Origin of the sequence: Sneathiella chungangensis, from assembly GCF_009882935.1 — a bacterium.
Classification (GTDB): domain Bacteria; phylum Pseudomonadota; class Alphaproteobacteria; order Sneathiellales; family Sneathiellaceae; genus Sneathiella; species Sneathiella chungangensis.
Genome location: NZ_WTVA01000001.1, coordinates 879,568 through 904,184 on the forward strand (window position 1 = coordinate 879,568; position 24,617 = coordinate 904,184).

Below are 24,617 nucleotides of genomic sequence, written 5' to 3' on the forward strand. Positions count from 1 at the left end.
ATCTAGCTCAGAAACTCTTTGACTGTTTCGAGGAAATTCCCGACGGAGATCGGCTTTGCGATATATGCTTCACAGCCCCCCTCGCGAATTTTTTCTTCGTCCCCCTTCATGGCGAAGGCGGTAACGGCGATGACGGGAATCGACTTCAATGCCTCGTCTTCTTTAATCCATTTCGTTACTTCCAGACCGGAAACCTCTGGCAACTGGATGTCCATCAGGATCAGATCCGGTGAATGCTCCCTTGCGAGACTCAATGCTTCCATGCCATCTTTTGTCTGGATGGTGTTATATCCATGTGCATCCAGAAGATCATGGAACAACTTCATATTTAAGTCGTTATCTTCGACAATCAATACTGTCTTCATTTTCTGCCCGTTCAGTTCAAAAGTTCAAACACCAGTGCGAAGCCGCTTTTTCGCGTCTCAAACAGCTTCAACATTTCAATTTCCGGCGCTTGAGACTATCATTCGTATCCAATAAACAGAAATATGTTTAATTTTCCCTTACTGAATACGTCTTCTGGACAGATAAAGTGTCATGGACCGCGAAAAATCTGAAATAATTGCCCTCGAGGCGCTGACATTCATTGCCGCAAAGGAAAAAACATTGAGTTGGATGATGGCCGAAACAGGCATTAATCCCGCGGATCTCGCCACTTCGGCGGGAAGCGCGGAAATTCTAGCCGGCGTGCTTGATTTCCTGCTCAATCATGAAGACATCCTGATCGATTTCTGCACTGAAACCAATATTGACGCCAGAAGCCCGGCCCAGGCACGCCGGTTCTTTCCCGGCGCGCCAACGGAGGATTATTGACAATGTTTACCGGCATCCATGACGAGGTGCGGCCCCAGCTCGAAACGCTGGCCCTCGATCCGGCGCGCCCGCTCGTCATCACGGATGCGGACGAGGTGCTCTTCAATTTCATGATCGGGCTTGAGGATTTTCTCGGCTCGCTCGATCTGTATTTCGACTGGTCCTCCTTCGCCCTGACCGGCAATATCCGCCGCATCGCCGACAAGGAGCCGATCGACCAGGCAGAGGTCGGCGCGATGCTCTCCGACTTTTTCGATCAGCGCTGCGCGGGGCTGCCGGCGGTGGAGGGCGCGGCGGAAGGCCTCGCCGCCCTCAGCGAGCATGCGCAAATCGTGGTGCTGAGCAATGTGCCGCCGAGATACGCCGCGAAGAGACGCAAGGGCCTCCGGGAAAAGGGAATGGACTTCCCGCTGATCGCCAATGTCGGCAGCAAGGGACAGGTGGTCCGCTACCTGACGCACAAGCTGGAGGCACCCGCCTATTTCATCGACGACATCCCGCATAACCACAGCTCGGTCAATGAGCATGCCGCGCATGTGCACCGGCTCCACTATATCGCCGACACCCGCCTCTCGAAGCTTCTCGGACCGGCGGAGCACAGCCATACCCGGCTCTACAGCTGGCCGGAGATCAGCGACCATATCATCCGGCATATCGGGACGGGCGACGTTTGAGGGTGATGACATGGCGAGCCTCTGCCGCAATTGCCTGACGATACTGGAGGAGGCGAGCCCGGCTGCCGACAAGCGCTGCTCCCATTGCCGCTCGCCACGGGTGCTGCGGCATGCGGAACTGTTCGAGCTAACCATCGCCCATGTCGATTGCGATGCCTTCTATGCGGCGGTGGAGAAGCGCGACAATCCGGAACTGCGCGCGAAAGCACTGATCATCTCCCACGACAGCGCGCGCAGCGTCGTCTCGACCTGCTGCTACATCGCGCGGATGTCCGGCGTGCGCTCGGCAATGCCGCTGTTCAAGGCGAAACGGCTCTGCCCGGACGCCGTGATCATCCCGCCGAACATGGCGAAATACGCCGCCGTCAGCCGCGAAATTCGCGCCGTTTTCGACCGGTTGACGCCGGATGTCGAACCCCTGTCACTGGATGAGGCCTTTCTCGACCTTTCAGGCACTGAAAAACTGCATCATCGCAACGCGGCGCAGTCGCTGGCCTGGCTCGCCCGGGAAATCGAGGAAAAAGTCGGAATCACCGTATCGGTCGGGCTCAGCTACAACAAGTACCTCGCCAAGCTCGCCTCCGATCTCGATAAGCCCAACGGGTTTGCCGTCATCGGCCGGGCGGAAGCGAAGGAATTTCTCGCGCGCCGCCCCGTCAGCGATATCTGGGGCGTCGGCAAGGCATTGGGCCGCAAGCTCGCCGCCGAAGGCATCACGACCATCGGCCAGCTCCAGCATCGGGAGAAGGCGGAGCTGGTCGCCCGTTACGGCGTCATGGGCGGTCGCCTCTATCATCTCTCGCGCGGCGAGGACAGCCGCCGGGTCGAGCCGGACCAGCGCGCGAAAAGCATCTCGGCGGAGACCACCTTCAGCACCGATATCGGCGAGATCGACGTGCTGCTCGCCCGTCTCTGGCCGCTTTGCGAAAAGGTATCGAGCCGGCTCAAGAAATCCGGCAAGGCCGGCAAGACGATCACGCTGAAACTCAAGACCGGGGATTTCAAAACGATCACCCGGAGCCATACCCTCGGCCAGCCGACGCAGCTTGCCGAAACCCTCTACAAGGCGGTGCGCCCGCTGCTTGAAAAAGCCGCCCCGAACCATGACTTTCGCCTGATCGGTGTGGGGATCAGCAGCTTCGGCGATATCGAGGATGCCGACCGGCCCGACCTTCTGAGCGGCGCGTCGGGTCATGACAAGGAGGTCGAGGCAGCGATCGAAAAGCTTCGCAACAAGTTCGGCGATACCGTCATCGCCAAGGGACGCGGGCTTGCCGGAAAGCACTGACGGCTAGCCGCAGTAGCCCCGGAGCGTGGTCCAGTCCTCATCACTCAGCGCCGCGCCCCCTGTTTTTCCAGCGGCGCGGAGAGTTTCGATCCGCTCGTCAAAGCCGGGATGGCTGTCGAGAAAGGACAGGAAGCCCGATGACGGGGTCTGCTTGGCCAGTTTTTCCATGAGCGGCACCATCGGCGAGATGTCATAGCCCGCGGCCTGCATCCGCTCGATGGCCGAGCGGTCGGCCTCGCGTTCGAAATCGCGGCTATAGCCCGAGCCGACCGTCATCTGACCCAGCGTCGCGAGGAGGGTGCCGCCCGACACATCGCCGAGCAGCAGGCTGAATATCGTCGCCACCCCGGCGTTGGTAACGAACAGCCGCATCGGGTGGTTATGGTCCGCATGGGCGATCTCATGGGCGAGAACGGCGGAGAAGCCGTTGGGATGGTCGGAAATGTCGAAAAGGCCGGAGAATATCATCAACTGGCCGCCCGGCAGCGCGAAGGCGTTCGCCTGTTTCGTCTTGACGACCGTAATCTTGCGGACCGGGTTTTCCTCACCGTCCGCGGCGGCAAGCGCCGTCACCAGCCGTTCCAGCACCGCCTCCGCCGCCGGGTTCCTGCAGACCACGGCCTCCGCCTTGGTCCCGTCCTCGCGGGCGATGGCCTTGATAAAGATATCCCGTGTCTCCTGCCCGATCTGCGCCTGCGTCTCCGTCGGGATCAGATAGGCGATCTGCCAGGCAAGCAGCGGCAGGACGACCGTGAAAATGACGATGACGGCCACCACCGCCCCGCCGCCCCAGTAGAGATAGGGTTTCCACCAGCCGGCCGGACCGCCGCGCCTTTTGTGAAGATGCGGGCAGAGGCGGCGCAAGACGTCGATGAACGCGACATCGGTGATGATCAGCCGCGCATCCTCATGATCAAGCGAAAGGTTCAGTTCATCATCGCGCGTCGGGCGGTTCTCGTCATACAGCTCGCTAACCGGCCAGTCGCCCAGCAACGCGCCCTCCGTATCATGGATGAACAGCTGTCCGTCGGCGAGGGTGAGAAAGACGTCCCTCGCCTTGGCGGCTTTACCATCAAATAAGCGGGCGGCGACGGCCATGGATCAGAAGGCCCCCACATCCATGGCATCGGCGAACCCCTCGCCATATTTCGGCGAATTCACCGAACTTGCCGCGGTTTCCTCGAATACGTCCAGATTCTCGATCTCCGTCGTCTCGCAGATTTTCCGGACGATCGGCACCAGCAAAAAGAGGGTGTAGAGAATATCCATGCCGATGAGGAGGAAAATGAAAAGGACAAAGGGCAGGACGACCGCCGCGGCTTTCTGCCAGTAGATTATCGCGCCGAAAAAGCCGCCGACGACAAGCAGGCTGACAAGCATCAGTCCCATCATGACGGCGAAGATCAACAGGACCGACCGGACGCTCAGCCGGGAGGAGAAACGCGCGCCGTTGAAGGTGGTCTTGCCGACAAGATAGCGGAATTCCCATATCCGGGTGACGAAGGAAAATATTGTCATCGTGGCAAACAGGATAACACCGGCAAGAACGAGTTTGACCACCCCTTCCCCGCTCCCGCTCTTCGCCGTTTTCACCTGGCCTGTTTCCGCCGCCATCAGTGCCTCCATCGAGAGGTCGATCGCACCGGAGGTCGCAACAAAGACCATCGCGGCGACGGCGACCAGCTGCGCGATCAGGATGGCCGGCCAGTAGAGCCGGTACAGATCGCCGGTGCTACCGCTGTAGGTGAATTGCCCGTCGCCGAAATGGGTGTTGTTGAGCTGGTAATTCAGCCGGTAGGCCTGCAGCCAGGGATAGGCCCAGCCGAGCGTTACAAGGGCAACGAAGGACCGCAGGAGGACATTCAGCGCATAGCGGATCGCGCTGCCCGACAGGTAGAAGCGGATGCCCCGCCACGCCGTCCGCGACAGGCGATAGCGCCAGAGCCGGTAGCGGGCGAATTGCCAGAAGCCGTAGAGCAGAACGAAATAGGCGAGTTGCCCAATCGCATTCACGGCGGGATTGCCGGTCGCAAATGATAGAATTTGGATCACCAGGCTGGAAACAAGCAGGATCGGGACGAGAATGATCATCGCGATCAGGAAGCCGATGAACAGCTCCTTCGCGGTGCCCCGGTACTCCAGGCTGTCGCCGCCGATCCGCACCCCCTGCCAGAGCTGCCGGCGGATATGCGTCTTGCCCCAGAATCGGTAGATCCCGAAGGTCAAAAGACCGAAAATCTTGTTCTTTATGAGCCGGATAAGAAGATTCTTCAGCGAGACCTCGAAAAAGATATCGGAGCCGTTTCCGACCTCCCCCCCGCGGGACTTTCCCCCCTCTCTTCCATCGACGACGGGGACTGATCCTGTATCTGACGACATTGGCAAACTCCTATATACGAGCCTGCGATAATGCCCGGAAAATCGTTAACAAAGCAACTATAACGAGGTTAGGAGCATTTTTCCGCGGCAAGGAGGGTTAAATCACTCACATTTCCGCGCAGGGAAAAGTCGCTGTAATCGAGATGCAGGTCCGTCGCGACACCGTTGTCGAAAATCTTCATGCCGATCCTGTAGTCCGGTTCCGTCTGCTGCTGACGGAGGTCGAAAAAAGAAATCTGTAACGGCCAATACGTCTTGCCGCGAAGCTTTTCCTCCACTTCCCGGGGCTCGAGAAGCGCCTGCGCCTTGCCGATCACGGCGAGGGTGTCTGAAAGCCCGTCCTCCCCGTTGCCGTCATAGACTTTCGCCGACAGCAGATGGCGGCCGGTCGCCGCCGCCTTCAACAACTGCCGCGTATGCTCCCCCGGAAAGATAACATCGGCCGCCAGTTCCATGTCGTCGATGCTCGGCTCGCTGAACTGCACAAGGAGGCCGTTCTCGCGATGCTCGGCGACGCCGCTGTATTTCTCGATAAGCTGGCCGTTCAGCATGTTCGACATGTCAAAGCGCATCATGCGCCCCGCATTATCCTCCCAAGTCGACTGGTTATAGTCGGAGACGACGACGTTACCTTCGAAATTGATCATCTCCAGCACCATGCGCTGATTGACGATCAGGCCATCGCACTGCTGCTCGACCTTGAGGACGATGCGCCCGCGCACGGCCTCGATCCCGCTGTTTTCCTTCAACTCATCAAGCTTGAGGTCATAGACCGCCTGATGGGAGGCGAGGCGGAGCGGCGCCGCGGCGCTCGGGCCGACGATCGAAAAGAGGCTGACGCCCAGCAGGGCAAGAAAGGTTTTCATCCATTTCATATCGGCGATTGATCCCATTTTGGTCGAACGTTTCTGGCAGTCCTGCCGTCCAAGGGCCAGTAATAACCCGCGAATCCGGTCCTGTGAAGACTTATCGGGCAAAGAACACGCAAATGCGGCGGCTGTGGATATTTGTTCCGCGTCGCCGGGCATAAAATTCCCGTCAAATTTGCGACAAATATGAAGAAACCCTTTAGATTATTTTTTAACACCTTGAAAATATTCATCTTTATACTTTTCAGGATCTGGCATGAAGTTTGCGGGTAGAGAACCGGAGAATATTGATCGGCCTGAACTTCGGTGCGTGTTGGGAAACGTCAGGGCCGGTCCCGAGTAGGAGATTTGAGTAATGTCATCACCCATGCCGCATATTTCGCCGCTGCAATCCGGTCTGCCGATGGGATTCGACGCAGAAATCGGCGCACAGCTTGAAGATTTGTCCGCCGCCCTCAAGACGAGCCTGCGTCGGCAGGCGCCGGCCAAGCACTGGCAGCTGATCAACCGCATCATCGCCTATGCCGCCAGCGCCGAGCAGCATATCAGCGAACAGCAGGAACGCATCCGCGAGCTGGAGGCGCTGTCCACCACCGATGAACTGACCGGCCTTCACAACCGCCGCGGCTTGCAGGATTTCATGACCCGCGTGCTCGCCATGGCGCGGCGGCATCACGAGGAAGGCGTGCTCGCCTTTCTGGATCTCAATGACTTCAAGGATATCAATGACCGCTATGGCCATAATGCCGGGGACGACGCGCTCTGCCTGTTCGCCGAGACGATCCGCAGAAACCTTCGGACATCCGATTTCGTCGCCCGGATCGGCGGCGACGAATTTGTTTTCGTGCTCACCCGGACGGACGAGGAAAACGGCCGCGCCCGCGCTTTCGCCATCCAGCGCGAGATCAGCGCGACATCGATTTCCGCCCGCGGCCGCAAGGTATTCCTTAAGGCCAGCATGGGCATCGTTCCTTTCGACGGCAACAGCGATTTCAACGAGCTGATGAGCGCCGCCGACCTTGCGATGTACGAGAACAAGAAGGCCAACAAGAAAGCCGCCCGGCGGCCGTAACACCGCCGGAGCGCCATCTTCCCTAGCTGCGGCAGAAAAGCTCGATCGGCTCGCGCACGCCGCGCAGCTCGTGATAACCGCAGGAACGTAAATTAGACGCCGCCCCGCGCGAGGTCCGGACGAAATCGCCGGACGCGATGAGGTTCGTGCCGAGAACATCGCACAGCGCCTCGATCCGGTTCACCTCATTCACGGCCGGGCCGATCACCGTGAAATCGAGACGGGTCTCGGAGCCCACATTGCCGTACATCACCTCGCCGACATGCAGCGCGATATCTAGGCCCATCGTCGATTTGCCCTTGTCGCGCCGCTTCACGTTGAGCGTATCGACCCCCTCCATCATGCGCTCCGCCGATTGCAGCGCCGTTTCGCAGATCGCCTGAACCTCATGGGGATCGGTCGAGGAGAGCTCGAATGTCGCGAGCATGCCATCGCCCATGAATTTCAGGATCTCCCCGCCCGCGGCCTCGATCGGGCTCGCCATGCAGTCAAGATAGTGATCGAGCATTTCAACGAGATCGCCCTGCCCCATGGTGTCGGAAAGGCTGGTGAATCCCTTGAGATCGGCGAAGAGGAGCACGGCATTGATGCTGTCGACGGACCCGCGCCGCACCTGGCCGGAGAGAACCTTGCGCGAGGTTTCCCGCCCGATATAGGTCTCCAGTACCGATCTTGCGGTCCGGAAGGAGGCGATTCCCTTGGCCGCGAGCCCGAAGACCGGGATCACCCGGCTCAGGAAGCGGAATTCCTCTTCGGTGAACCCGCCCTCCCGGTCGGAGGCCCAGCTTGTGATCAGCCCGGCCTGATGCTCCATCGTTTGATTCTCAAACCCCCAGCCGAAATCGAATATCTGGCAGAACCAGTCGGTCATGCCCTCGTCGCGGAATTCGACGAGAACCGGGAAATCCAGCTCCCCGCCGGTCGCCAGCGGCCGGTGCAGAAAGGTAAGCTTGTTGGTCAGCATGAAGAAGAAGGGACTCGCGAACCAGCCCTCTCCCGGCACGTCGGAATGCAGAAAATTGGTGTTGGTGACAAGCCCTTCGCCGCGCCGCCAGGTATACATGAAGGCGCTGACCTGCGGATGGATGGCGCTGAGCGCGATATTCCCGCGCTTCAACATGACGCCCTGCTTGATCAGCCGTTCGCAGAATTCGGTGAACAGCTCGCGCACCGTCGATCCCGTCAGCCCGGCATCGATCAGCCAGGCGAACAGTTCCTCATGGTCGTCGCTTGCCTGAAATTGCCCGGAAGGGTTCTCTTTATTCGCGGTTTCCATACTACCCATGGGACACCTGAGTGATTTCAATAGACCCGCTTGATATAGACTTATTTTACACCTATCAAAGCCGAAAGTGAAAAATTTAGCTGACGGCCCCCGCGCGGGCTGGCTCTCCCGCCATGCTCGTGATAGAAAACGCAAAAGCCCGGAACGAAGAAGGCACCCCATGAACGAGATCAAGAAATACTGGCAGAACTATATCAACGGCGAATGGACCGACGCCGAAGACGGTGAGCGGATCGCCATCGAGAACCCGGCGACGGGGCAAAATCTCGCCGAGGTCGCGCGTGCCCGCAAGGCCGATGTCGACCGGGCGGTTGCCGCGGCGCGCGCCTGTTTCGAGAGCCGGGAGCTCTATAACATGCGCCCGGTAAATCGCGGCGCGCTGATGTTCGAAATTGCCCGCCATATGACCGCGATGGCCGATGAGATTGCCCTTGCCGAATGCCTCGACAACGGCAAGACGCTGACCGGCGGCAAGAACGAAGCGATGGCCGCGGCCCGCTATTTCACCTATTACGGCGGCCTCGCCGACAAGATCGAGGGCCGGATGATCCCGCTCGGCGCGGATTATGTGGATTACACGATCCCCTCCCCCTTTGGTGTCTCGGCGCAGATCGTGCCCTGGAACTTTCCCCTGCAGATCGCCGCGCGGTCCGTCGCCTGCGCGCTCGCGACGGCCAATACGGTCGTCCTGAAATCGCCGGAGCTCTCGCCGCTTTCGACCTATTTTATCGCCGAGGCCTGCCACCGCGCCGGTGTGCCGAAAGGCGCGGTCAATATCCTCTGCGGCTATGGCCATGACTGCGGCGCGGCCCTCGTCTCGCACCCCGATGTCGATCATATTGTCTTCACCGGGTCCGTCGCGACCGGGCAGTCGATCCTTCGCGCCGCCGCCGATCGCGTGATTCCCTGCGTGATGGAGCTGGGCGGCAAATCCGCCGCCGTCCTTTTCAAGGATGCGGATATCGCGCAGGCGGTCAATTCCACGGCAAGCGGTATCTTCACCCATGCCGGCCAGGTCTGTTCCGCCCAGTCGCGGCTGATCGTGCCGAAATCGCTAGAAGATGAAATCGTCGGAAAACTGGTCGCCAAGGCGAAATCGCTCTCCATCGGGCCCGGGATCGATGGCCACGACATGACACCGGTGATCTCGGCCGGTCAGGCCGACAAGATCGAGGGGATGTGCCTCGCCGCCGCGCAGGCCGGAGCGGACGCCGTCACTGGCGGGCGCAAGCGCAGCGATCTCCCCGGCCATTTCATCGAGCCGACGATCTTCACGAATGTCGCGCCGGAGATGACCATTGCGCGCGAGGAAGTCTTCGGCCCGGTCCTCTCCGTTCTCACCTATGACGACCCGGAGGAGGCGATCGCGCTGGCGAACGGCACCGACTACGGCCTCTGCGCCGGGATCTATACGAAGGATCTGGCGATGGCCCATTGGGCGGCGGACCGCCTTGTCGCCGGGCAGGTCTTTGTCAATGAATGGTTTGCCGGCGGCATCGAGACGCCGTTCGGCGGCATGAAACGATCCGGCTACGGCCGGGAAAAGGGGCAGGAAGCACTGCTGAATTACGTCCAGACGAAGAATGTCGGCATCCGGATCACTGGTGGCGGCGGTGGACGTCCCGGCGGTTGAGACAATTATCGAAATAACAACAGAGGTGAAAAATGGCAGGCAAAATTGACGCCCATCTGGCCAAACTCGGCATTGAAATCCCGGCGGCGACGGCTCCGGCGGCGAATTATGTTCCCTACGTGAAGACGGGCAATCTCGTCTTCGTGTCGGGACAGGTCCCCTTCGTCGATGGCAAGCTCACCTATCAGGGGAAGGTCGGCAAGGATTTCACGACGGAGGAAGGCATGGCCTGCGCGCGGGTCTGCGCCCTCAATATCCTTTCCCAGGTGAAGGATGCCTGCGGCGGCGATCTCGACAAGGTCGTGCGCTGCGTCAAGCTGAGCGGCTTCGTGAACTGCACGGACGGTTTCGGCGAACAGCCGAAGGTCGTCAACGGCGCCTCCGACCTGATGGTTGAGGTTTTCGGCGACAAGGGCCGCCACGCCCGCTTCGCCGTCGGCACCAATGCCCTGCCGATGAATGTCGCCGTCGAGGTCGATGCGGTCTTCGAAATCAGCTAAGTGAAGGGGGAGCGCGGCATCCGCGCTCCTCTCCTGATTAGCTTTTCACGCAATAGGTCAGCGCGATAAAGGGCGGCATGACGGGAATGGCCGCTGGCGACGTCTTGTCCGTCATCGTCGTCCGGGTCATCTGATAACCCTTGTTGTCATTATCGGACCCCTTGCTGCCCTCGTTATTCGGGACCGATACCGTTCCGCCGTTTTCGGAATAGAAGATATCCTCATATTGATGGGTATGCGGCGGAAGATTGGCCGCCGCGAGGGTGACGTTCTCCTGCCCGCCGCTGGTTCCCGCCTTGTGGGCGCTCAGGGCCTGGCCGTCCGCGCCCTTGCCCGGTGAGCTCGTCGCCGCGCCGACAATGACCCGGCTTGCCGCCTTGGTATAGAGGCTCCAGCCCGACGGGCAGCTCGAGACGCCATCGAAAGCCATCACCGCGCCGCTCGCCACGTCGGTGCCGCCGCCGGAACTTGCCGCCGGCTTATCGAAATAAAAAACAAGTAAGGACGTAATGACGGCGGCCACTGCCCCGCCGACAAGCGCGCCGATCCCGACTTTGATCCAATCCATTTTATTTTCTCCACAATAGTCTGCCGCAGCAGGTCGAATAGTTAAATTGCACTCCCCTTATACATATATAAGTTGTATTATTTTCAAGTTATTTTTGTTATAAGTTGTCCATAATTTTTTTTGATTTGACCCCGCGCGGCGAAAAGTTATCTGCTAGACTATGGTTTCCAACAATTTTTCAGAGTTTTCCGGGCCGGATGTCTGACACCCCAACGATCAAAACCCTTCAATCCATCACCGAGGTGAGCGAGGCGGACTGGAACGCCTGCCTCGCGAATGACCATCCTTTCGTCATGCACCAGTTCCTCCGGGCGCTCGAGGAAAGCGGATCGGTCTCCGCCGAGGCCGGATGGATGCCGTACCATCTTGCCCTTGAACTGGACGGCCGCATCGCGGGGGTGGCGCCGATGTATGTGAAGGGTCACAGCCAGGGAGAATATGTCTTCGATCACAGCTGGGCCCATGCCTATGAGCGCGCCGGGGGAAAATATTATCCCAAGCTCCAGCTTTCCGTCCCCTTCTCGCCGGTGACAGGGCCGCGCCTGCTGGTCCCGGAAGGACCGGAGCGGGAAATGCGCCAGCGCCTGCTGTTGCAGGGCGCGAAGGAGGTCGCCACCCGGCTTAATCTGTCCTCCGTCCATGCGACCTTTCTGGAGCCGGAGGAACGCGATCTGATGGAGGCGGACGGCCTGCTGATTCGCACCGGGGAACAGTTCCACTGGGTGAATGAAGGCTATGAAAACTTCGATGACTTTCTCGCGCAACTCTCCTCGCGCAAACGCAAGGCCATCCGCAAGGAACGCGCGGGCGCCCTGGAAAACGACCTGGAATTCGAGATACTAACCGGCAGCGACCTTTCCGAGATTCACTGGGACGCCTTCTTCAACTTCTATATCGACACGGGCAACCGGAAATGGGGAACACCCTATCTTAACCGCCGGTTTTTCAGCCTGCTCGGGGAGTATCTCGCCGATGCGGTGGTGCTGTTCATGGTCAGCCGCGAAGGGCGCTATATTGCCGGCGCGCTGAATCTGAAAAGCCGCGACTGCCTCTATGGCCGCTACTGGGGCTGTGTCGAGGATCACCGCTTCCTGCATTTCGAAACCTGCTACTACCGCGCCATCGACTATGCGATCGAGCATGGCATCCGCCGCGTGGAAGCCGGCGCGCAGGGTCCCCACAAGCTCGCCCGTGGCTATCTGCCCGTCGAAACCTATTCCGCACACTGGCTGCGCGATCCCGGATTTCACGATGCCGTCGCCGATTATCTGCAGACGGAAACCCGCCAGGTCGAAGCGGAAATCAACTACCTCGCCAGCCATTCGCCCTTTCGCCACGAGAATTCGGAATAAGGCTCCGCGCGGCCCTATATGAGAAAAATCAATTGTTGAATTTTCCGGCGTTTTGCGGTAGTTTGAAATTGACGTTTACGTAAACGTAAAGGCAAGCCGCAAGATGCTGCCAGGAATAACGATATAAATAGGGATGATCATGACTGACCATATTACGCAGGACCCCATCTATAATACTGTGAACCGGGATGATTTTCCGGCGATGCTGGACGTGGACCGTTATGGGACACGCACGGCTGCCTTCGATGGCATTATCTCCGCGACGCATGATCATTTCTGGGATCCGCTGGATGCCACCTATCTCGATTTTTCGAGCCCCTTTGACATCTCCTCCGACTATATCATGCCACCGGAAACGATTCCGGAGCTGCAAAGCGCCGTTGCCGACAGGCTGGACGAAGGCCAGAAAATCCAGCTCGCCAACGAAAGCACCCGTTGGAGCCTGTCCGCCATCCTGCATGGGGAACAGGGCGCGCTTTCCCTAAGCGCCAGCCTCTGCCATATCATGGTCGATCCGGGTGCGCAGGAATATGCCTCCAACCAGACGCGCGAAGAGGCGCGTCATGTCACGGCCTTCAGCCGCTATATCGGCGCCCGCTGGGGCCGCCCCTACCCTGTTGGGGAAGCCTTTGGTGAATTGCTGAATGAGCTGGTCGGCGCCGAGGAAGTCTACAAGAAGCTGGTCGGCATGCAGATGCTGGTCGAGGGGCTCGCCATGGGCGCCTTCGCCAATATCCACGCGAAAACCAACGATCCGCTGCTGAAACGGCTGACCCAGCTTGTCATGACCGACGAAGCCTTCCATCACAAATTCGGCAAGATCTGGGCCGACAAGACCATCCCGAAACTCACCGCAGAAGAGCACGCCCGTGTCGAGGATTGGGCGGCCAGATGTTTCGAGACAGTCCTGTTCAACCTGATCAATATCCGCCAGAAACGGGTGATCTATGAGCAGTTCGGCCTGGAATGGGAATGGGTCCGCGACGCCTGCCGCGAGGTTTTCACCGACGCCGACCGGCGCGAGACCCTGAAGGAATCGACCAATATTTTCCGCGTGCTGGTGAAGACCCTGCTGAAATCCGGCATCATCACCGACCGCACCCGGCCGATCTATTCCCATTGGGTGGATATGGAGGAAATGGCCGGCGAGAACGAGGATATGGTCGGCTACGCCATCGCCGATGAGGGGATCGAGTATCTTCGGGGCCTCAATGCGGGACGCAAGGTCATCGGCCAGAAGTAACCGATAACATAGAATAAAAAAAGGCGGGAAAACCTCCCGCCTTTTTGTTTCTATGTATTACTTTTCCACCATCTCGGTGTCTTTACTGCCCTTTTTCTTCTTGCGCTTGTCCACCGCGTCTTTGCGGCCGAGCTCTTCCGCGCTTTCAATCTTGAAGGTCAGTTCGCCGGCCTTCACACCGACGGAGACATGGCCGCCCTTGGCGAGCTTGCCAAAGAGCAGTTCCTCCGAGAGCGGCTTCTTGATGCTCTCCTGAATGACGCGGGCGAGCGGACGCGCGCCGTAATTGGAGTCATAGCCCTTCTTCGCCAGCCAGGTCGCCGCCGTATCCGTCAGCGAGATCGTGACATTGCGATCCTGAAGCTGGGTTTCAAGCTGCAGCACGAATTTCTCGACAACGCGCGAGACGACTTCCGGCGGCAGCGGCGCGAACGCAATGGTCGCATCGAGACGGTTGCGGAACTCCGGCGTGAAGAGACGCTTGATCGCCTCCTCATCCTCGCCCTCGCGCACGTCATTGCCAAAGCCGATGGCCTGCTTGGTCATCTCATGGGCGCCCGCATTGGTCGTCATGATCAGAACCACATTGCGGAAGTCCACCTGCTTGCCGTTGTTATCCGTCAGCTTGCCATGATCCATGACCTGCAGAAGGATGTTGAAGAGATCCGGATGAGCCTTCTCGATCTCGTCGAGCAGGAGGACAGAATGCGGCTGCTGGTCAATGGCATCGGTCAGCAACCCGCCCTGGTCAAACCCGACATAGCCCGGAGGCGCGCCGATCAGGCGGCTAACCGTATGGCGTTCCATATATTCGGACATATCGAAGCGCACCAGGTTGAGCCCCATGATGGAGGCTAGCTGCCGTGCAACTTCCGTTTTGCCGACGCCGGTCGGGCCGGAGAAGAGATAGGAGCCGATCGGCTTTTCCGGCTCGCGCAGGCCCGCACGGGCGAGCTTGATGGAACTTGCCAAGGCATCGATCGCCGCATCCTGACCGAACACCACGCGGCGGAGATCGACATCCAGCTTGCGCAGGTTAACAGTGTCTTCCTTCGAGACGGATTTCGGGGGAATGCGCGCAATCTTGGCGACCACGGCCTCGACATCCTTGACGCCGATGGTCTTCTTGCGCTTGCTTTCCGCTTTCAGCATCTGGGCCGCGCCGACCTCATCGATCACATCGATCGCCTTGTCCGGCAACTTGCGGTCATTGATATAGCGCGAGGACAGCTCGACCGCCGCGCGGATCGCCTCCGCGGTGTAGCGGATATGATGATATTCCTCGAAATAAGGTTTCAGGCCCTTCAGGATCTTGATGCTGTCCTCGACCGTGGGTTCGCGCACATCGATCTTCTGGAACCGGCGCAGCAGCGCCCGGTCCTTTTCGAAATGACCCCGGAATTCCTTGTAGGTCGTCGAGCCGATGCAGCGGATATCCCCGCTCGCGAGCGCCGGCTTCAGGAGGTTGGAGGCATCCATCGCGCCGCCGCTGGTCGCGCCGGCCCCGACGATCGTATGAATCTCGTCGATGAAGAGAATGGCATTATCCAGCCCCTGCAGCTCCGAGATGACGGCTTTCAGCCGCTCCTCGAAATCGCCGCGGTAGCGCGTGCCCGCCAGCAGCGAGCCCATATCAAGCGAATAGATAACGGCGGGCAGCAACACGCTCGGCACATCGCCATGCACGATACGGCGGGCCAGCCCTTCGGCAATCGCCGTCTTGCCGACACCCGGATCGCCGACATAGAGCGGATTGTTTTTCGAACGGCGGCAGAGAATCTGGATCGTTCGATCAACCTCGTCATTGCGGCCGATCAGCGGATCGATCTTGCCCGCGGCCGCCTTTTCATTGAGGTTGATGCAATAGGCATCGAGTGCCTCGAGATTTTCAGGCTTTTCATCCGGCGGCGGCGTCTTGTCCTTTTCCGCCTTGTATTCCCCTTCAACGCCTCGGATAGCGCGGGTGGTTTCCTTGCCCGGTGCCTTGGCGACGCCGTGGCTGATATAGCTGATGGCATCCAAACGGGTCATTTCCTGCTTCTGGAGGAAATAGGCCGCATGGCTTTCTCGCTCGGAAAAAATGGCGACAAGCACATTCGCGCCGGTCACTTCCTCCCGGCCCGAGCTTTCAACATTGATCAGCGCGCGCTGCACCACCCGCTGGAAGCTCAGGGTCGGGCGGGCCTCGACGAAACCATCCATGACGAGATCGTCAAGCTCGTCGGTGATAAAGGTTTCAAGGTCGCGGCGCAAAAGATCGATATCGACGTTGCAGGCCCGCATGACGGCGGCCGCATCCTGATCCTCCGTCAGCGAGAACAGCAAATGTTCCAGCATCGCGAATTCATGGCGGCGCGACGTCGCGAGGGCCATTGCACGATGTAGAGTCTCTTCAAGTGAGTTGGAAAATCCCGGCACTATTCTTTCTCCATCGTACATTGTAGGGGGTGTTGGTTTTCCCGCGCATAATCAATAACCTGCGCGACCTTCGTTTCGGCGATCTCGTATGGGAACACGCCGCAGTTCCCGACGCCTTTCTGGTGAACATGCAGCATCACCTGCACGGCGGTCTGCTCATCCATGTTAAAGAATTTCTGAAGGACGTACACAACGAATTCCATCGGCGTGTAGTCGTCATTCAAGAGAAGAACGCGCCACAGCGAGGGCTTCTTGGTTTTGGGCTTTGTTTTGGTGACAAGGCCCGTCCCCGTTCCCCGACCGTCTTTATCCTTATCGTCGTTACCACTCATCGTCATTAATGCCCAAACAGATACGGTAATTTTTTTACTCCGTTTCCTTTTTCGCCCACAGTCCTTGTGCAGTGCACAGTCCTACTAATTAAGTATATATCTTAGCAGGAAATTCAAAAAATATTATTACCGAAGATGAAAAAATTCAAAAAAGTGAACGCCGCCGCTGCGGCCACGAAAAAAGGCCCGGAAAAATCCGGGCCTTTTCAAGACGCTTACTATACTGACTGGTGTTAAGCCTGCTTGGAAAACATATCGAGCGAAGCGGCATACTGTGCGCCAAAGGGCTCGACAACTGATTTCGCTGCGTCGGCAACCAGGGTGTTGAACTTGCCCATTTCAGAAACGTAGTTCTGCATGGAGTTCTTGGCGAATTCCGTCTGGATTTCGACAACCTTGGTCATGTCTTCGGTTTCCGCGATCGTCTTCGTTACGTTGAAAACGTCCTGGAGGCTGCCCGTTCCGAAATCGATCAGAGCGGCGCCGATCTTTTCGCTTTTTTCAACAGCGGCATTGCTTGCCTTGACGAAAGCTTCCGCGCTCTTCTTGTCATAGAACTGGGAACCTTCGAGAGTCTTGATAACCTTTTCAAAGCCGGACTTGCCTTCGGCAACGGCCTTCTCGTAGTTGGTCTTGAAGGTTTCGCTGTTGGACTTGAATGCCTTTTCAGCGGCTTCCGTGCCGTTGAGGAAAGCTTCCTGCAGGGACTTGCGGCCCGTAGCGACCATATCTTCAATTTCTTTGGTAACAGCAGTCGGGTCAACCGCTGCGGTATTCGTTGATTTCTTCGTCATTGACTTAACCTTTCTGACTAGCGCCCTTGAATTGGGTTTGCTGCACTGCAACAATGTCACCTGTATATAATAGGACGCTGATGGATGTCAATGGTTTTTTTGTGCACTGCAACAAAATTGCAAAATTTATTTAATCTATTGTTTTTTATATAATATTTTTCCGGCAGGCCGCAATATGGCACCGGAAATCCGCACCCGCAACAATAAATTCACAAAATTATCCGGATATTCCCTTGGCCGCGATCAGAGATCGAGACCGTTATCGCCGATCTGCAGGGTGAAATAGGTACTGCCGCCGCCCCGCCCCCCTTTGTAGTAACGCGAGGAACGGCCGAATACGGTGGGGGTATAGGGTTCCTGGAACCGCACGCCGGTCTCGTCCCCCTTGGAGAGCACCTCGCGGAAGGGCAGCTTGGCAACATCTGAATTCTCGTCGTTCCAGGCATAATATTTGAAATTGCCGTCGCGGCAGACCATGGCGATCCAGTAGAACTCGTCGGAATGCAGGATCTGCCCCTTGATCGCCGGTTTCTCGAAACCGGATTTGATCAGCGCCTGTTCGATCGCGATCAGGTCCTTGAGGCTGATCACGACCTTGCTTTCGCGGGTCGCCGCCGGACCGGACCCGCCGGCCGCCCCCAAGAGCCAGTTGACGCTGATCCCGCCGCTGAACACCTGCGTCGTCTGCGTCGCCGAGTCCGCCGTCGTGATCTGCAAGATATCGTAGGTCCGCACCTGCTCGTCATAGATGGCGTTATAAATCATCCGGTAGCGGGCATTGCGACCGGGCGCGCAATTCTCGCGGATATCGTCTCCGTTGGCATAGGAAAACCACTGGAAAGGCCGGAAAATTGGATTTTCCGTGCCCCCGTCCGCGGCGCAGGCGGCAACGAACGCCGCAAGAAAGATGGTCCGGATCAGGGGGTAAATGATTTTCATGGGCCCTCGCCTTTCGATGACGTCGCTTTTGCTTACCAGATATTAACCATCCGTATGTAAGATCAAAAGGGAAATCAACTAATGTTGATATTATACGCACTTCAAGAGGATAGGTTCCTTTGTTGACATACGGTGGCAAAAAAATTGTCAGGAATTTGATGGACATGATTCGCCGAATTTTTTACACTCTTTCGCGAGTGGGGAAATCCACGCGTATTTTTATCAGTAAATTCAGTAAAGCAGGTCAAACGTTGGAACGGAGAGCGAAGAATACAAAGCCACCCGCTGTTCCGGACGTCCGCCCGGTGACACCGCACGCCTCGATCAAGGGAATGGGTGCCGTCAGGACGATTTGCGGGCTATTGTTTTTCATGGTGCTGACGATTGTCGCCGCGCCGGACACCGCTCAGGCGCGCTACGCCGCCATCGTCATGGACAGCCGCACGGGGGAAGTGCTCTATGCGCGGAACGCCGACGACCGGCTCTATCCCGCCTCCCTCACCAAGATCATGACCCTTTACATGACCTTCGATGCCCTCAAGCGCGGCAAGCTGCGCCTCGACCAGAGGCTGCCGGTCTCGGCGCGCGCCGCCGGCCAGGCGCCAACGAAGCTTGGCCTGAAGAAGGGGGAGACGATCACGGTCCAGGACGCGATCTTCGGCCTGATCACAAAATCGGCGAATGACGCCGCGACGGTGCTGGCCGAAAGCATGGCCCCGACCGAGGCCGCCTTCGCCCGCGACATGACGGAGCGGGCGCGCAGGCTCGGCATGAGCCGGACCAGCTTCCGTAATGCCAGCGGCCTTCCGAACCGGCGCCAGAAAAGCACGGCCCGCGATATGGCCATTCTCGGTGCCGCGCTGATCCATGATTTCCCGCAATATTACGACTATCTCTCGCTCGAGGAATTCGATTACAAGGGCAAGGCCTACAAGAACCACAACAACCTGTTGAAAAAATATGACGGGGTGGACGGTATCAAGACAGGCTATATCCGCGCCTCCGGCTTCAACCTCGTCGCCTCCGCCAAACGCGGCAGCAACCGCCTTGTTGGCGTCGTCTTCGGCGGCCGCACCGCCAAGAGCCGGGACATTCACATGGCCACCCTTCTCGACAAGGGCTTCGACCAGATCGAAAAGATCCATCCCTCCACGGTGCCGCTGCCCTTTGACAAGCCGATGCAGATTGCCCTGGGGCAGCCGCATATGAAAACCGACCCGGCGCCGGTCGATGAGATCGAAGTTGCCTCGGCCGATACTATCCCGCTCCCGGTGCAGAAACAGTCGGCGGGCAGCTTTTCGCATATCCGGAACGTCAGCGCGCTTGCAACGGCGAGCGCCAAGCCTGCCGCCTTCCAGATGGAACGGGTTGAGAAATCCGAATGGGCCATTCAGATCGGCGCCTACAGCCTGATCACCACGGCGCGCGACCAGATTCACAAGGCCGCCGCGCAGGCGAACGGCATTCTCGATGGACGCCGGGTGAATATCGAAAAGGCAATCTCGGACGGCAAGCCCTTCTACCGGGCGCAGGTGCTCGGCTTTGACGAGGCGGAAGCCCGCCAGGCCTGCAGCAATCTTGCGGAACGGCGCTTCTCCTGTTTCGTGGTCGCGCCGGACCTTCACCTTCCCAACTATATCGCCCAGAAAAGCAATTCCTGACACCCGCTCCTAGAGCGCGTTGAGCGGCACCTTCAGATAGGAGACGCCGTTTCCTTCCGCCTTGGGGAAATGGCCCGCCTGCATATTCACCTGGATGGACGGAATGATCAGCACCGGCATCGAGAGGGTCGCATCCCGTTCGGTCCGCATCTTGACGAATTCCTCCTCGCTGATGCCGTCATGAATATGGATATTCTCCGCCCGCTGCTCGGCGACCGTCGTCTCCCAGGCAAAGTCCCGGCCGCCCGGCGCATAATCATGGCACATGAACAGCCGCGTTTCCGGCGGAAAGGCGAAGATCTTCTGGATGGACTGGTATAACGTGCGCGCATCTCCCCCCGGGAAATCGCACCGCGCGGTTCCGTAATCGGGCATGAACAGCGTATCGCCGACAAATACCGCATCGCCGATTTTGTAGGTGACACAGGCGGGCGTATGGCCAGGGGTCGCCATCACCTCAAGCGTCATGTCGCCAACCGCCACCTTTTCCCCGTCCTTGAAAAGATGGTGGAATTGCGAGCCATCCTCCGCGACGTCGTCGCCAAAATTGAAGACTTTCTTGAAGGTCGATTGAATCGTCTTGATGACGCCGCCGATACCGATCTTCCCGCTCAGCGTTTTCTGCAGGTAAGGCGCCGCCGTCAGATGGTCCGCATGGACATGGGTTTCCAGGATCCATTCGACGGTCAGCTTCTGCGACTTGATGAAGGCGACGATCTCGTCCGCCGCCGTCGTCGATGTCCGGCCCGAGTTGTTTTCGTAATCGAGCACGCTATCGATGATGATCGCCTTCCGGATTGCCGGGTCCGAGACCACATAGCTCACGGTGAAGGTCGGTTTGTGAAAGAATGCTTTGACGTCGGGATTCATGGGTCGCTCCTACTCCGGCGAAGGCCGATTTTTATTTTGGTCATCGCTAATCATACTTGACAATATATCTATAGATACGTAGTTATACAAGCATGTATATTGAAGATATGAAAAATTCCGCTGCGCGGGCCAGCACCCTGATGAAGGCGTTATCAAGCGAAACCCGCCTGTTGCTGCTCTGCCGGATAAGCGAGGGAGAGATCTCGGTCAACGAGCTGGCCGATACGCTGGACATGCGCCCCGCCTCCGTCTCGCAGCAGCTTTCCCTGCTCAGAAAGGATGGCCTGGTGAAAACCCGCCGGGCCGGACAGACGATTTACTACTCCCTCGACGGGGAGGAAGCGATACAGGTCATATCGGTTCTGCACGGGCTCTATTGCCAGAACAGCAAATAAAGGACTTTTCAGTCATGGAAAACTTCACACCCTATAGCTCTCTCATCGGGGGCATCATTCTCGGGGTTGCCGCGACCCTGCTGCTGATGGCGGGTCGCATCGCGGGGATTAGCGGAATTCTGTCCAGTCTCATTCCGCCGCAAACGGGCGACGCGCTCTGGCGCGTTTTGTTTATCGCCGGGCTGATTATCGGGGCGGCCGTCTATCCCCTCGTCGGCGGCGATATGGCCTTCCTCAACGTCAATCCATATCAGCTCTCCGACAATGCCCATTATGTCCTGCTGGTTATCGCAGGGCTGCTCGTCGGCGGCGGCACCTATGTCGGGGCCGGCTGCACCAGCGGGCATGGCATCTGCGGGCTTGGGCGATTGTCACTTCGGTCGCTTACCGCCGTGCTGATCTTCATGGCGGTTGCCGTCGTTACCGTCTTCATCATGCGCATCGTTGTAGGAGGCTAACCATGTTCAATATCATCAGCCTGATTTCCGGCCTTCTCTTCGGCTTCGGCCTTGCGCTTTCGGGCATGGTCAGCCCCGGCAAGGTTGTCGGCTTTCTCGATCTCACCGGCAACTGGGACCCGAGTCTCGCCTTCGTCATGGGCGGCGGCGTCCTGGTTACCGTCATCACCTTCCGCTTTATCCTGAAGCGGTCCGTCCCCTATTTCGGATCGGAATTCAAGCTGCCGACCAAGACGGACCTCGACAAGCGGCTGGTTACCGGCGCGGTCATTTTCGGCCTCGGCTGGGGTCTCGGCGGGCTTTGCCCCGGACCGGCGCTCAGCTCCCTCGCCTATGGCAATCCGAAGATCTTCGTCTTTGTCGGCGCGATGGTGGCCGGCATTGTCATCGCCAAGCTGCTGACGGGCGGCTTTAAAAAGACAGCCTGAGGACGGGCGAGTATTTTCTGATTTATGTCGCGGTGAAACTTGGCTAGTCTGGGGGCCGGATATAAATAAAAAGAACGGGAAGTATCATGCCATCATCCAATAAAGTTGCCATTGTTACCGGATCCGCCACGGGCGCCGGCGCCGCCATTGCGCTAGCGCTCGCGGACAAGGGCTATAACGTCGTCATCAACTACACAAAAAGCCTGAAGGAGGCGGAGGAAACCGAAGCCGCCTGCGCCGCCAAGGGAGTGGAGACCCTGCTCTTTCAGGGGGATGTCTCCAAGGATGAGGATTGCCGCGCGATGGCCAAGGCGGCCGCGGACAAATGGGGCCGCCTCGACGTGCTGGTGAATAATGCGGGCCGGACGAAATTCGTCGCTCATAGCGATCTCGACGGGCTGAGCGCCGATGATTTCCACGATATCTATGCCGTCAACACCATCGGCCCGTTCCAGATGTCCCGCGCCGTCGCCCCCTATATGAAGGAAACCGGCAAGGGCTCGATCGTCATGATTTCCTCTGTCGCCGGAACGAACGGCATCGGTTCCAGCATCGCCTATGTCGCGTCCAAGGGCGCGCTCAACTCGATGACCAAGGCCCTCGCCCGGACGATGGGACCGGAAATCCGCGTCAACTCCATCTGCCCGGGCTTTATCGAAACCCGCTGGCTGCTGCAGGGCTATGGCGAGGATAAATACGAGGCCTACAAGAAAAGGCTTGTCCGCGACGTGCCGCTGAGAGCCGTCTGCCAGCCGGAGGATATCGCCGATGCGGTTCTCTGCTTTACCGAGGGTGGCAATATGATCACCGGCGAGATTGTGATCGTTGATGGCGGCATGCATCTCGGCGCCTGATCGCCTCCGTGCCGGACCTCCCTGACGATATCGCCCGCGCGCTCGGCTATCCCTATCCAAGGCCCGCGGGCTCCTATCTCTTCTCTGGTGGAATGGCACAGGAGCTGCCGCCGGAGACGGATTTCGGCGGCAGGGTTCCGGTGCTTGCCTGCGGCTCCAACGGTGCGCCGGCGCAGCTTCTTCGAAAATACGGCCCCTCGGCGGATCACTGCATTCCGGTCACGGCGGCGCGGCTTGAGGATATCTGCTGCAGCTATTCCGCGCATTTCTCAAGCTATGGGTCGGTGGCGGCCGCGCTGCACGGGGCCCCCGGCGCGGTATCGCAGGTCCATATCACCTGGCTGACGGAGGCGGAACTCACCCGCATGCATGAAACCGAAGCCATCGGCACGAACTACAGTTTCGCGAAGCTGAACGGCGTCCATCTCACCTGCGCGGCGCAGGGCAGGATCGAGATCATCCATGCCTATATCAGCCTGCGCGGCAGTCTTCTGATCGACGGCTCGCCGATCACGCTTGGCGGGATCGACTGCCGGAACGCCTGCTATCCGGTGATGGATCAACAGGAGATTCAGGCTCGTCTCCGCGATATTGTCGCCCCCGGGATGGACCTTCATGATTTTATCCGGCAGAATATAACGGATGCGAAAATGCGCGCCGAAAGAACGTCTCTACTTGCCCGCCGCAGCCAAAAGTTCGACCACCCCGGCCTCACCACATTGCTCGATCAGGCAAGCTAAATGCAAGATTTCAAACGTACAGCCCTAGCACTCCTCATCGGTGGGATCGGTGGTGGCCTATTCTTCATTGCCGACCTGCCGCTCGCCTGGATGCTGGGCTCCATGTGCTTTTCGACGGTGGCCGCGCTCCGGGGGGTTAATCTTGCGGTCAACGGAACCCTGCGCAAGATCATGACCGCCATCCTCGGCGTGATGCTCGGCTGCGGTTTCTCCACCGACACCTTGAACGCCATGAGCCGCTGGACGGGCGGTCTCCTCCTCCTCTTCGTCAGCGTCGCGCTGTCCATGTGGCTCGTCTATCTCTTCTATCGGCGGATCGGCAAGTTCGACCCCATCACGGCCTATTTCTCGGCGGCGCCGGGCGGCCTTAACGTCATGTATGAAGTGGGCGAGGCGAAGGGAGGCCATGGCCCGACCATCGCGCTGATCCATGCGTCGCGCATCCTGATCCTGGTGATGACCGTGCCCATGATCTTCCGCTATGGCGTCGGCTTTACCGGTGGCGGCCAGACGACTTCCCTCTTCGGGTCGATCCAGGATGTCGTTGGCGACGGCTGGCTGCTGCTTGCCGCGCTGATCGGCTATATCGGAGGATATTTCTGCCGCCTTCCCGCCTATCACCTGATGGGCCCCCTGCTGGCCACCGCCGTCTTCCAGATGACGGGCATCACCGATGTCTCGCCGCCGATGATCCTTGTCTACGCGGCCCAGCTCGTCATCGGAACGGCGATCGGCGCGCGCTTCCTCGGCACCCGCTTTCGCCAAATCCGCCATGTGATCGGGCTGAGCTTCGCCTCGACGACGCTGATGGTGCTGATCGCCGCCGTCTTCGCCTTTCTGTTCGCCGAGACAATCGGCGTCAGTGCCGCAGGGATTGTGCTGGCGCTCAGCCCGGGCGGCCTTGCCGAGATGTCGCTGGTTGCCCTCGCGCTCGGGATCGACGTGGCGTTCGTCTCGACCATGCATGTCATCCGCATCAGCCTGATTATCGCGCTGGTTCCCATGGCCTTCAGCGTGATCGAGCGGATCTGGGCAAAGCAGGCGAAATAGCG

At 58.8% G+C, this 24,617-nt stretch carries 26 protein-coding genes; 15 read left to right on the forward strand and 11 right to left on the reverse strand.

Features of this window, described 5'->3' with window-relative positions:
• Positions 1-2: 2 nt before the first annotated feature.
• Positions 3-365, reverse strand: a complete 363-nt coding sequence (locus tag GQF03_RS04465) for a response regulator (protein ID WP_161337958.1) — start codon at positions 363-365, stop codon at positions 3-5.
• A gap of 172 nt (positions 366-537) precedes the next feature.
• On the opposite strand from GQF03_RS04465, the gene GQF03_RS04470 reads away from it, so the two are divergent.
• Genes GQF03_RS04470 through GQF03_RS04480 form a run of 3 tightly spaced genes read left to right on the forward strand, consistent with a single transcriptional unit; the run spans position 538 to position 2,775 of the window.
• Positions 538-813: a DUF3572 domain-containing protein gene (locus GQF03_RS04470; RefSeq protein WP_161337959.1), complete on the forward strand. Its 276-nt coding sequence runs from the start codon at positions 538-540 to the stop codon at positions 811-813.
• Positions 810-1,487, forward strand: coding sequence for a hypothetical protein (locus GQF03_RS04475; protein WP_161337960.1), 678 nt, complete (start codon positions 810-812; stop codon positions 1,485-1,487). The genes GQF03_RS04470 and GQF03_RS04475 overlap by 4 nt, the downstream gene beginning before the upstream one ends.
• 10 nt (positions 1,488-1,497) lie before the next feature.
• Positions 1,498-2,775 carry a DNA polymerase IV gene (locus tag GQF03_RS04480; protein WP_161337961.1) on the forward strand — a complete coding sequence of 426 codons (1,278 nt, stop codon included), beginning with the start codon at positions 1,498-1,500 and terminating at the stop codon, positions 2,773-2,775.
• Positions 2,776-2,778: 3 nt separating this feature from the next.
• On the opposite strand, the gene GQF03_RS04485 is transcribed toward GQF03_RS04480, so the two are convergent.
• From GQF03_RS04485 to GQF03_RS04495, 3 genes are all read right to left on the reverse strand, one after another.
• Positions 2,779-3,873: a M48 family metallopeptidase gene (locus GQF03_RS04485; RefSeq protein ID WP_161337962.1), complete on the reverse strand. Its 1,095-nt coding sequence runs from the start codon at positions 3,871-3,873 to the stop codon at positions 2,779-2,781.
• Positions 3,874-3,876: 3 nt separating this feature from the next.
• Entirely contained in the window at positions 3,877-5,154 is a 1,278-nt protein-coding gene (locus tag GQF03_RS04490; protein WP_161337963.1) for a YjgN family protein, read from the reverse strand.
• A 68-nt stretch (positions 5,155-5,222) separates the two neighbouring features.
• Positions 5,223-6,029 carry an EipB family protein gene (locus GQF03_RS04495; protein WP_161337964.1) on the reverse strand — a complete coding sequence of 269 codons (807 nt, stop codon included), beginning with the start codon at positions 6,027-6,029 and terminating at the stop codon, positions 5,223-5,225.
• A 349-nt stretch (positions 6,030-6,378) separates the two neighbouring features.
• Between GQF03_RS04495 and GQF03_RS04500 the strand changes: the two genes are divergently transcribed.
• On the forward strand, positions 6,379-7,095 hold the full coding sequence (locus tag GQF03_RS04500) for a GGDEF domain-containing protein (protein ID WP_161337965.1): 717 nt from the start codon (positions 6,379-6,381) through the stop codon (positions 7,093-7,095).
• Positions 7,096-7,117: 22 nt separating this feature from the next.
• On the opposite strand, the gene GQF03_RS04505 is transcribed toward GQF03_RS04500, so the two are convergent.
• Positions 7,118-8,380, reverse strand: a complete 1,263-nt coding sequence (locus GQF03_RS04505) for an adenylate/guanylate cyclase domain-containing protein (protein ID WP_161337966.1) — start codon at positions 8,378-8,380, stop codon at positions 7,118-7,120.
• A gap of 160 nt (positions 8,381-8,540) precedes the next feature.
• On the opposite strand from GQF03_RS04505, the gene GQF03_RS04510 reads away from it, so the two are divergent.
• Both GQF03_RS04510 and GQF03_RS04515 read left to right on the forward strand, forming a co-directional pair.
• Positions 8,541-10,013: an aldehyde dehydrogenase family protein gene (locus GQF03_RS04510; protein WP_161337967.1), complete on the forward strand. Its 1,473-nt coding sequence runs from the start codon at positions 8,541-8,543 to the stop codon at positions 10,011-10,013.
• A gap of 32 nt (positions 10,014-10,045) precedes the next feature.
• The gene (locus GQF03_RS04515; protein ID WP_161337968.1) at positions 10,046-10,513 is read left to right on the forward strand and encodes a RidA family protein; all 468 of its coding nucleotides are present in this window, start codon (positions 10,046-10,048) and stop codon (positions 10,511-10,513) included.
• 37 nt (positions 10,514-10,550) lie between these two features.
• Here the strand turns inward: GQF03_RS04515 and GQF03_RS04520 are convergent, their stop codons facing one another.
• Positions 10,551-11,081, reverse strand: coding sequence for a phage baseplate protein (locus tag GQF03_RS04520; RefSeq protein ID WP_161337969.1), 531 nt, complete (start codon positions 11,079-11,081; stop codon positions 10,551-10,553).
• Positions 11,082-11,278: 197 nt separating this feature from the next.
• Here GQF03_RS04520 and GQF03_RS04525 point away from each other — a divergent pair, with 197 nt between their 5' ends.
• On the forward strand, positions 11,279-12,433 hold the full coding sequence (locus GQF03_RS04525) for a GNAT family N-acetyltransferase (RefSeq protein WP_161337970.1): 1,155 nt from the start codon (positions 11,279-11,281) through the stop codon (positions 12,431-12,433).
• 139 nt (positions 12,434-12,572) lie between these two features.
• Positions 12,573-13,676, forward strand: a complete 1,104-nt coding sequence (locus tag GQF03_RS04530) for a long-chain fatty aldehyde decarbonylase (RefSeq protein ID WP_161337971.1) — start codon at positions 12,573-12,575, stop codon at positions 13,674-13,676.
• Positions 13,677-13,733: 57 nt separating this feature from the next.
• Here the strand turns inward: GQF03_RS04530 and clpA are convergent, their stop codons facing one another.
• The 4 genes from clpA to GQF03_RS04550 all read right to left on the reverse strand — a co-directional run bounded on the left by clpA (position 13,734) and on the right by GQF03_RS04550 (position 18,159).
• Positions 13,734-16,115, reverse strand: coding sequence for an ATP-dependent Clp protease ATP-binding subunit ClpA (gene clpA, locus GQF03_RS04535; protein WP_162858410.1), 2,382 nt, complete (start codon positions 16,113-16,115; stop codon positions 13,734-13,736).
• On the reverse strand, positions 16,094-16,432 hold the full coding sequence (gene clpS / locus GQF03_RS04540) for an ATP-dependent Clp protease adapter ClpS (RefSeq protein WP_161337973.1): 339 nt from the start codon (positions 16,430-16,432) through the stop codon (positions 16,094-16,096). The genes clpA and clpS overlap by 22 nt, the downstream gene beginning before the upstream one ends.
• 227 nt (positions 16,433-16,659) lie before the next feature.
• Positions 16,660-17,220 (reverse strand): phasin family protein, encoded by a 561-nt coding sequence (locus GQF03_RS04545; RefSeq protein WP_161337974.1) that lies wholly within the window; start codon positions 17,218-17,220, stop codon positions 16,660-16,662.
• A gap of 243 nt (positions 17,221-17,463) precedes the next feature.
• On the reverse strand, positions 17,464-18,159 hold the full coding sequence (locus GQF03_RS04550) for a hypothetical protein (protein WP_161337975.1): 696 nt from the start codon (positions 18,157-18,159) through the stop codon (positions 17,464-17,466).
• 305 nt (positions 18,160-18,464) lie between these two features.
• On the opposite strand from GQF03_RS04550, the gene GQF03_RS04555 reads away from it, so the two are divergent.
• Positions 18,465-19,820, forward strand: coding sequence for a serine hydrolase (locus tag GQF03_RS04555; protein WP_206376210.1), 1,356 nt, complete (start codon positions 18,465-18,467; stop codon positions 19,818-19,820).
• Between the two features lie 9 nt (positions 19,821-19,829).
• On the opposite strand, the gene GQF03_RS04560 is transcribed toward GQF03_RS04555, so the two are convergent.
• Positions 19,830-20,690 carry an MBL fold metallo-hydrolase gene (locus GQF03_RS04560; RefSeq protein WP_161337976.1) on the reverse strand — a complete coding sequence of 287 codons (861 nt, stop codon included), beginning with the start codon at positions 20,688-20,690 and terminating at the stop codon, positions 19,830-19,832.
• Positions 20,691-20,797: 107 nt separating this feature from the next.
• Here GQF03_RS04560 and GQF03_RS04565 point away from each other — a divergent pair, with 107 nt between their 5' ends.
• From GQF03_RS04565 to GQF03_RS04590, 6 genes are all read left to right on the forward strand, one after another.
• Positions 20,798-21,085, forward strand: a complete 288-nt coding sequence (locus GQF03_RS04565) for an ArsR/SmtB family transcription factor (protein WP_206376209.1) — start codon at positions 20,798-20,800, stop codon at positions 21,083-21,085.
• Positions 21,086-21,099: 14 nt separating this feature from the next.
• A complete protein-coding gene (locus GQF03_RS04570) occupies positions 21,100-21,543 on the forward strand; it encodes a YeeE/YedE family protein (protein ID WP_161337978.1) in 444 nt (147 codons plus the stop codon).
• Between the two features lie 2 nt (positions 21,544-21,545).
• Positions 21,546-21,971, forward strand: a complete 426-nt coding sequence (locus GQF03_RS04575; protein WP_161337979.1) for a DUF6691 family protein — start codon at positions 21,546-21,548, stop codon at positions 21,969-21,971.
• Between the two features lie 86 nt (positions 21,972-22,057).
• Positions 22,058-22,825: an SDR family NAD(P)-dependent oxidoreductase gene (locus tag GQF03_RS04580; RefSeq protein ID WP_161337980.1), complete on the forward strand. Its 768-nt coding sequence runs from the start codon at positions 22,058-22,060 to the stop codon at positions 22,823-22,825.
• Positions 22,826-22,833: 8 nt separating this feature from the next.
• On the forward strand, positions 22,834-23,565 hold the full coding sequence (locus GQF03_RS04585; protein WP_161337981.1) for a hypothetical protein: 732 nt from the start codon (positions 22,834-22,836) through the stop codon (positions 23,563-23,565).
• Positions 23,566-24,615: an AbrB family transcriptional regulator gene (locus GQF03_RS04590; protein ID WP_161337982.1), complete on the forward strand. Its 1,050-nt coding sequence runs from the start codon at positions 23,566-23,568 to the stop codon at positions 24,613-24,615. It abuts the gene before it with no gap.
• Positions 24,616-24,617: the final 2 nt, after the last annotated feature.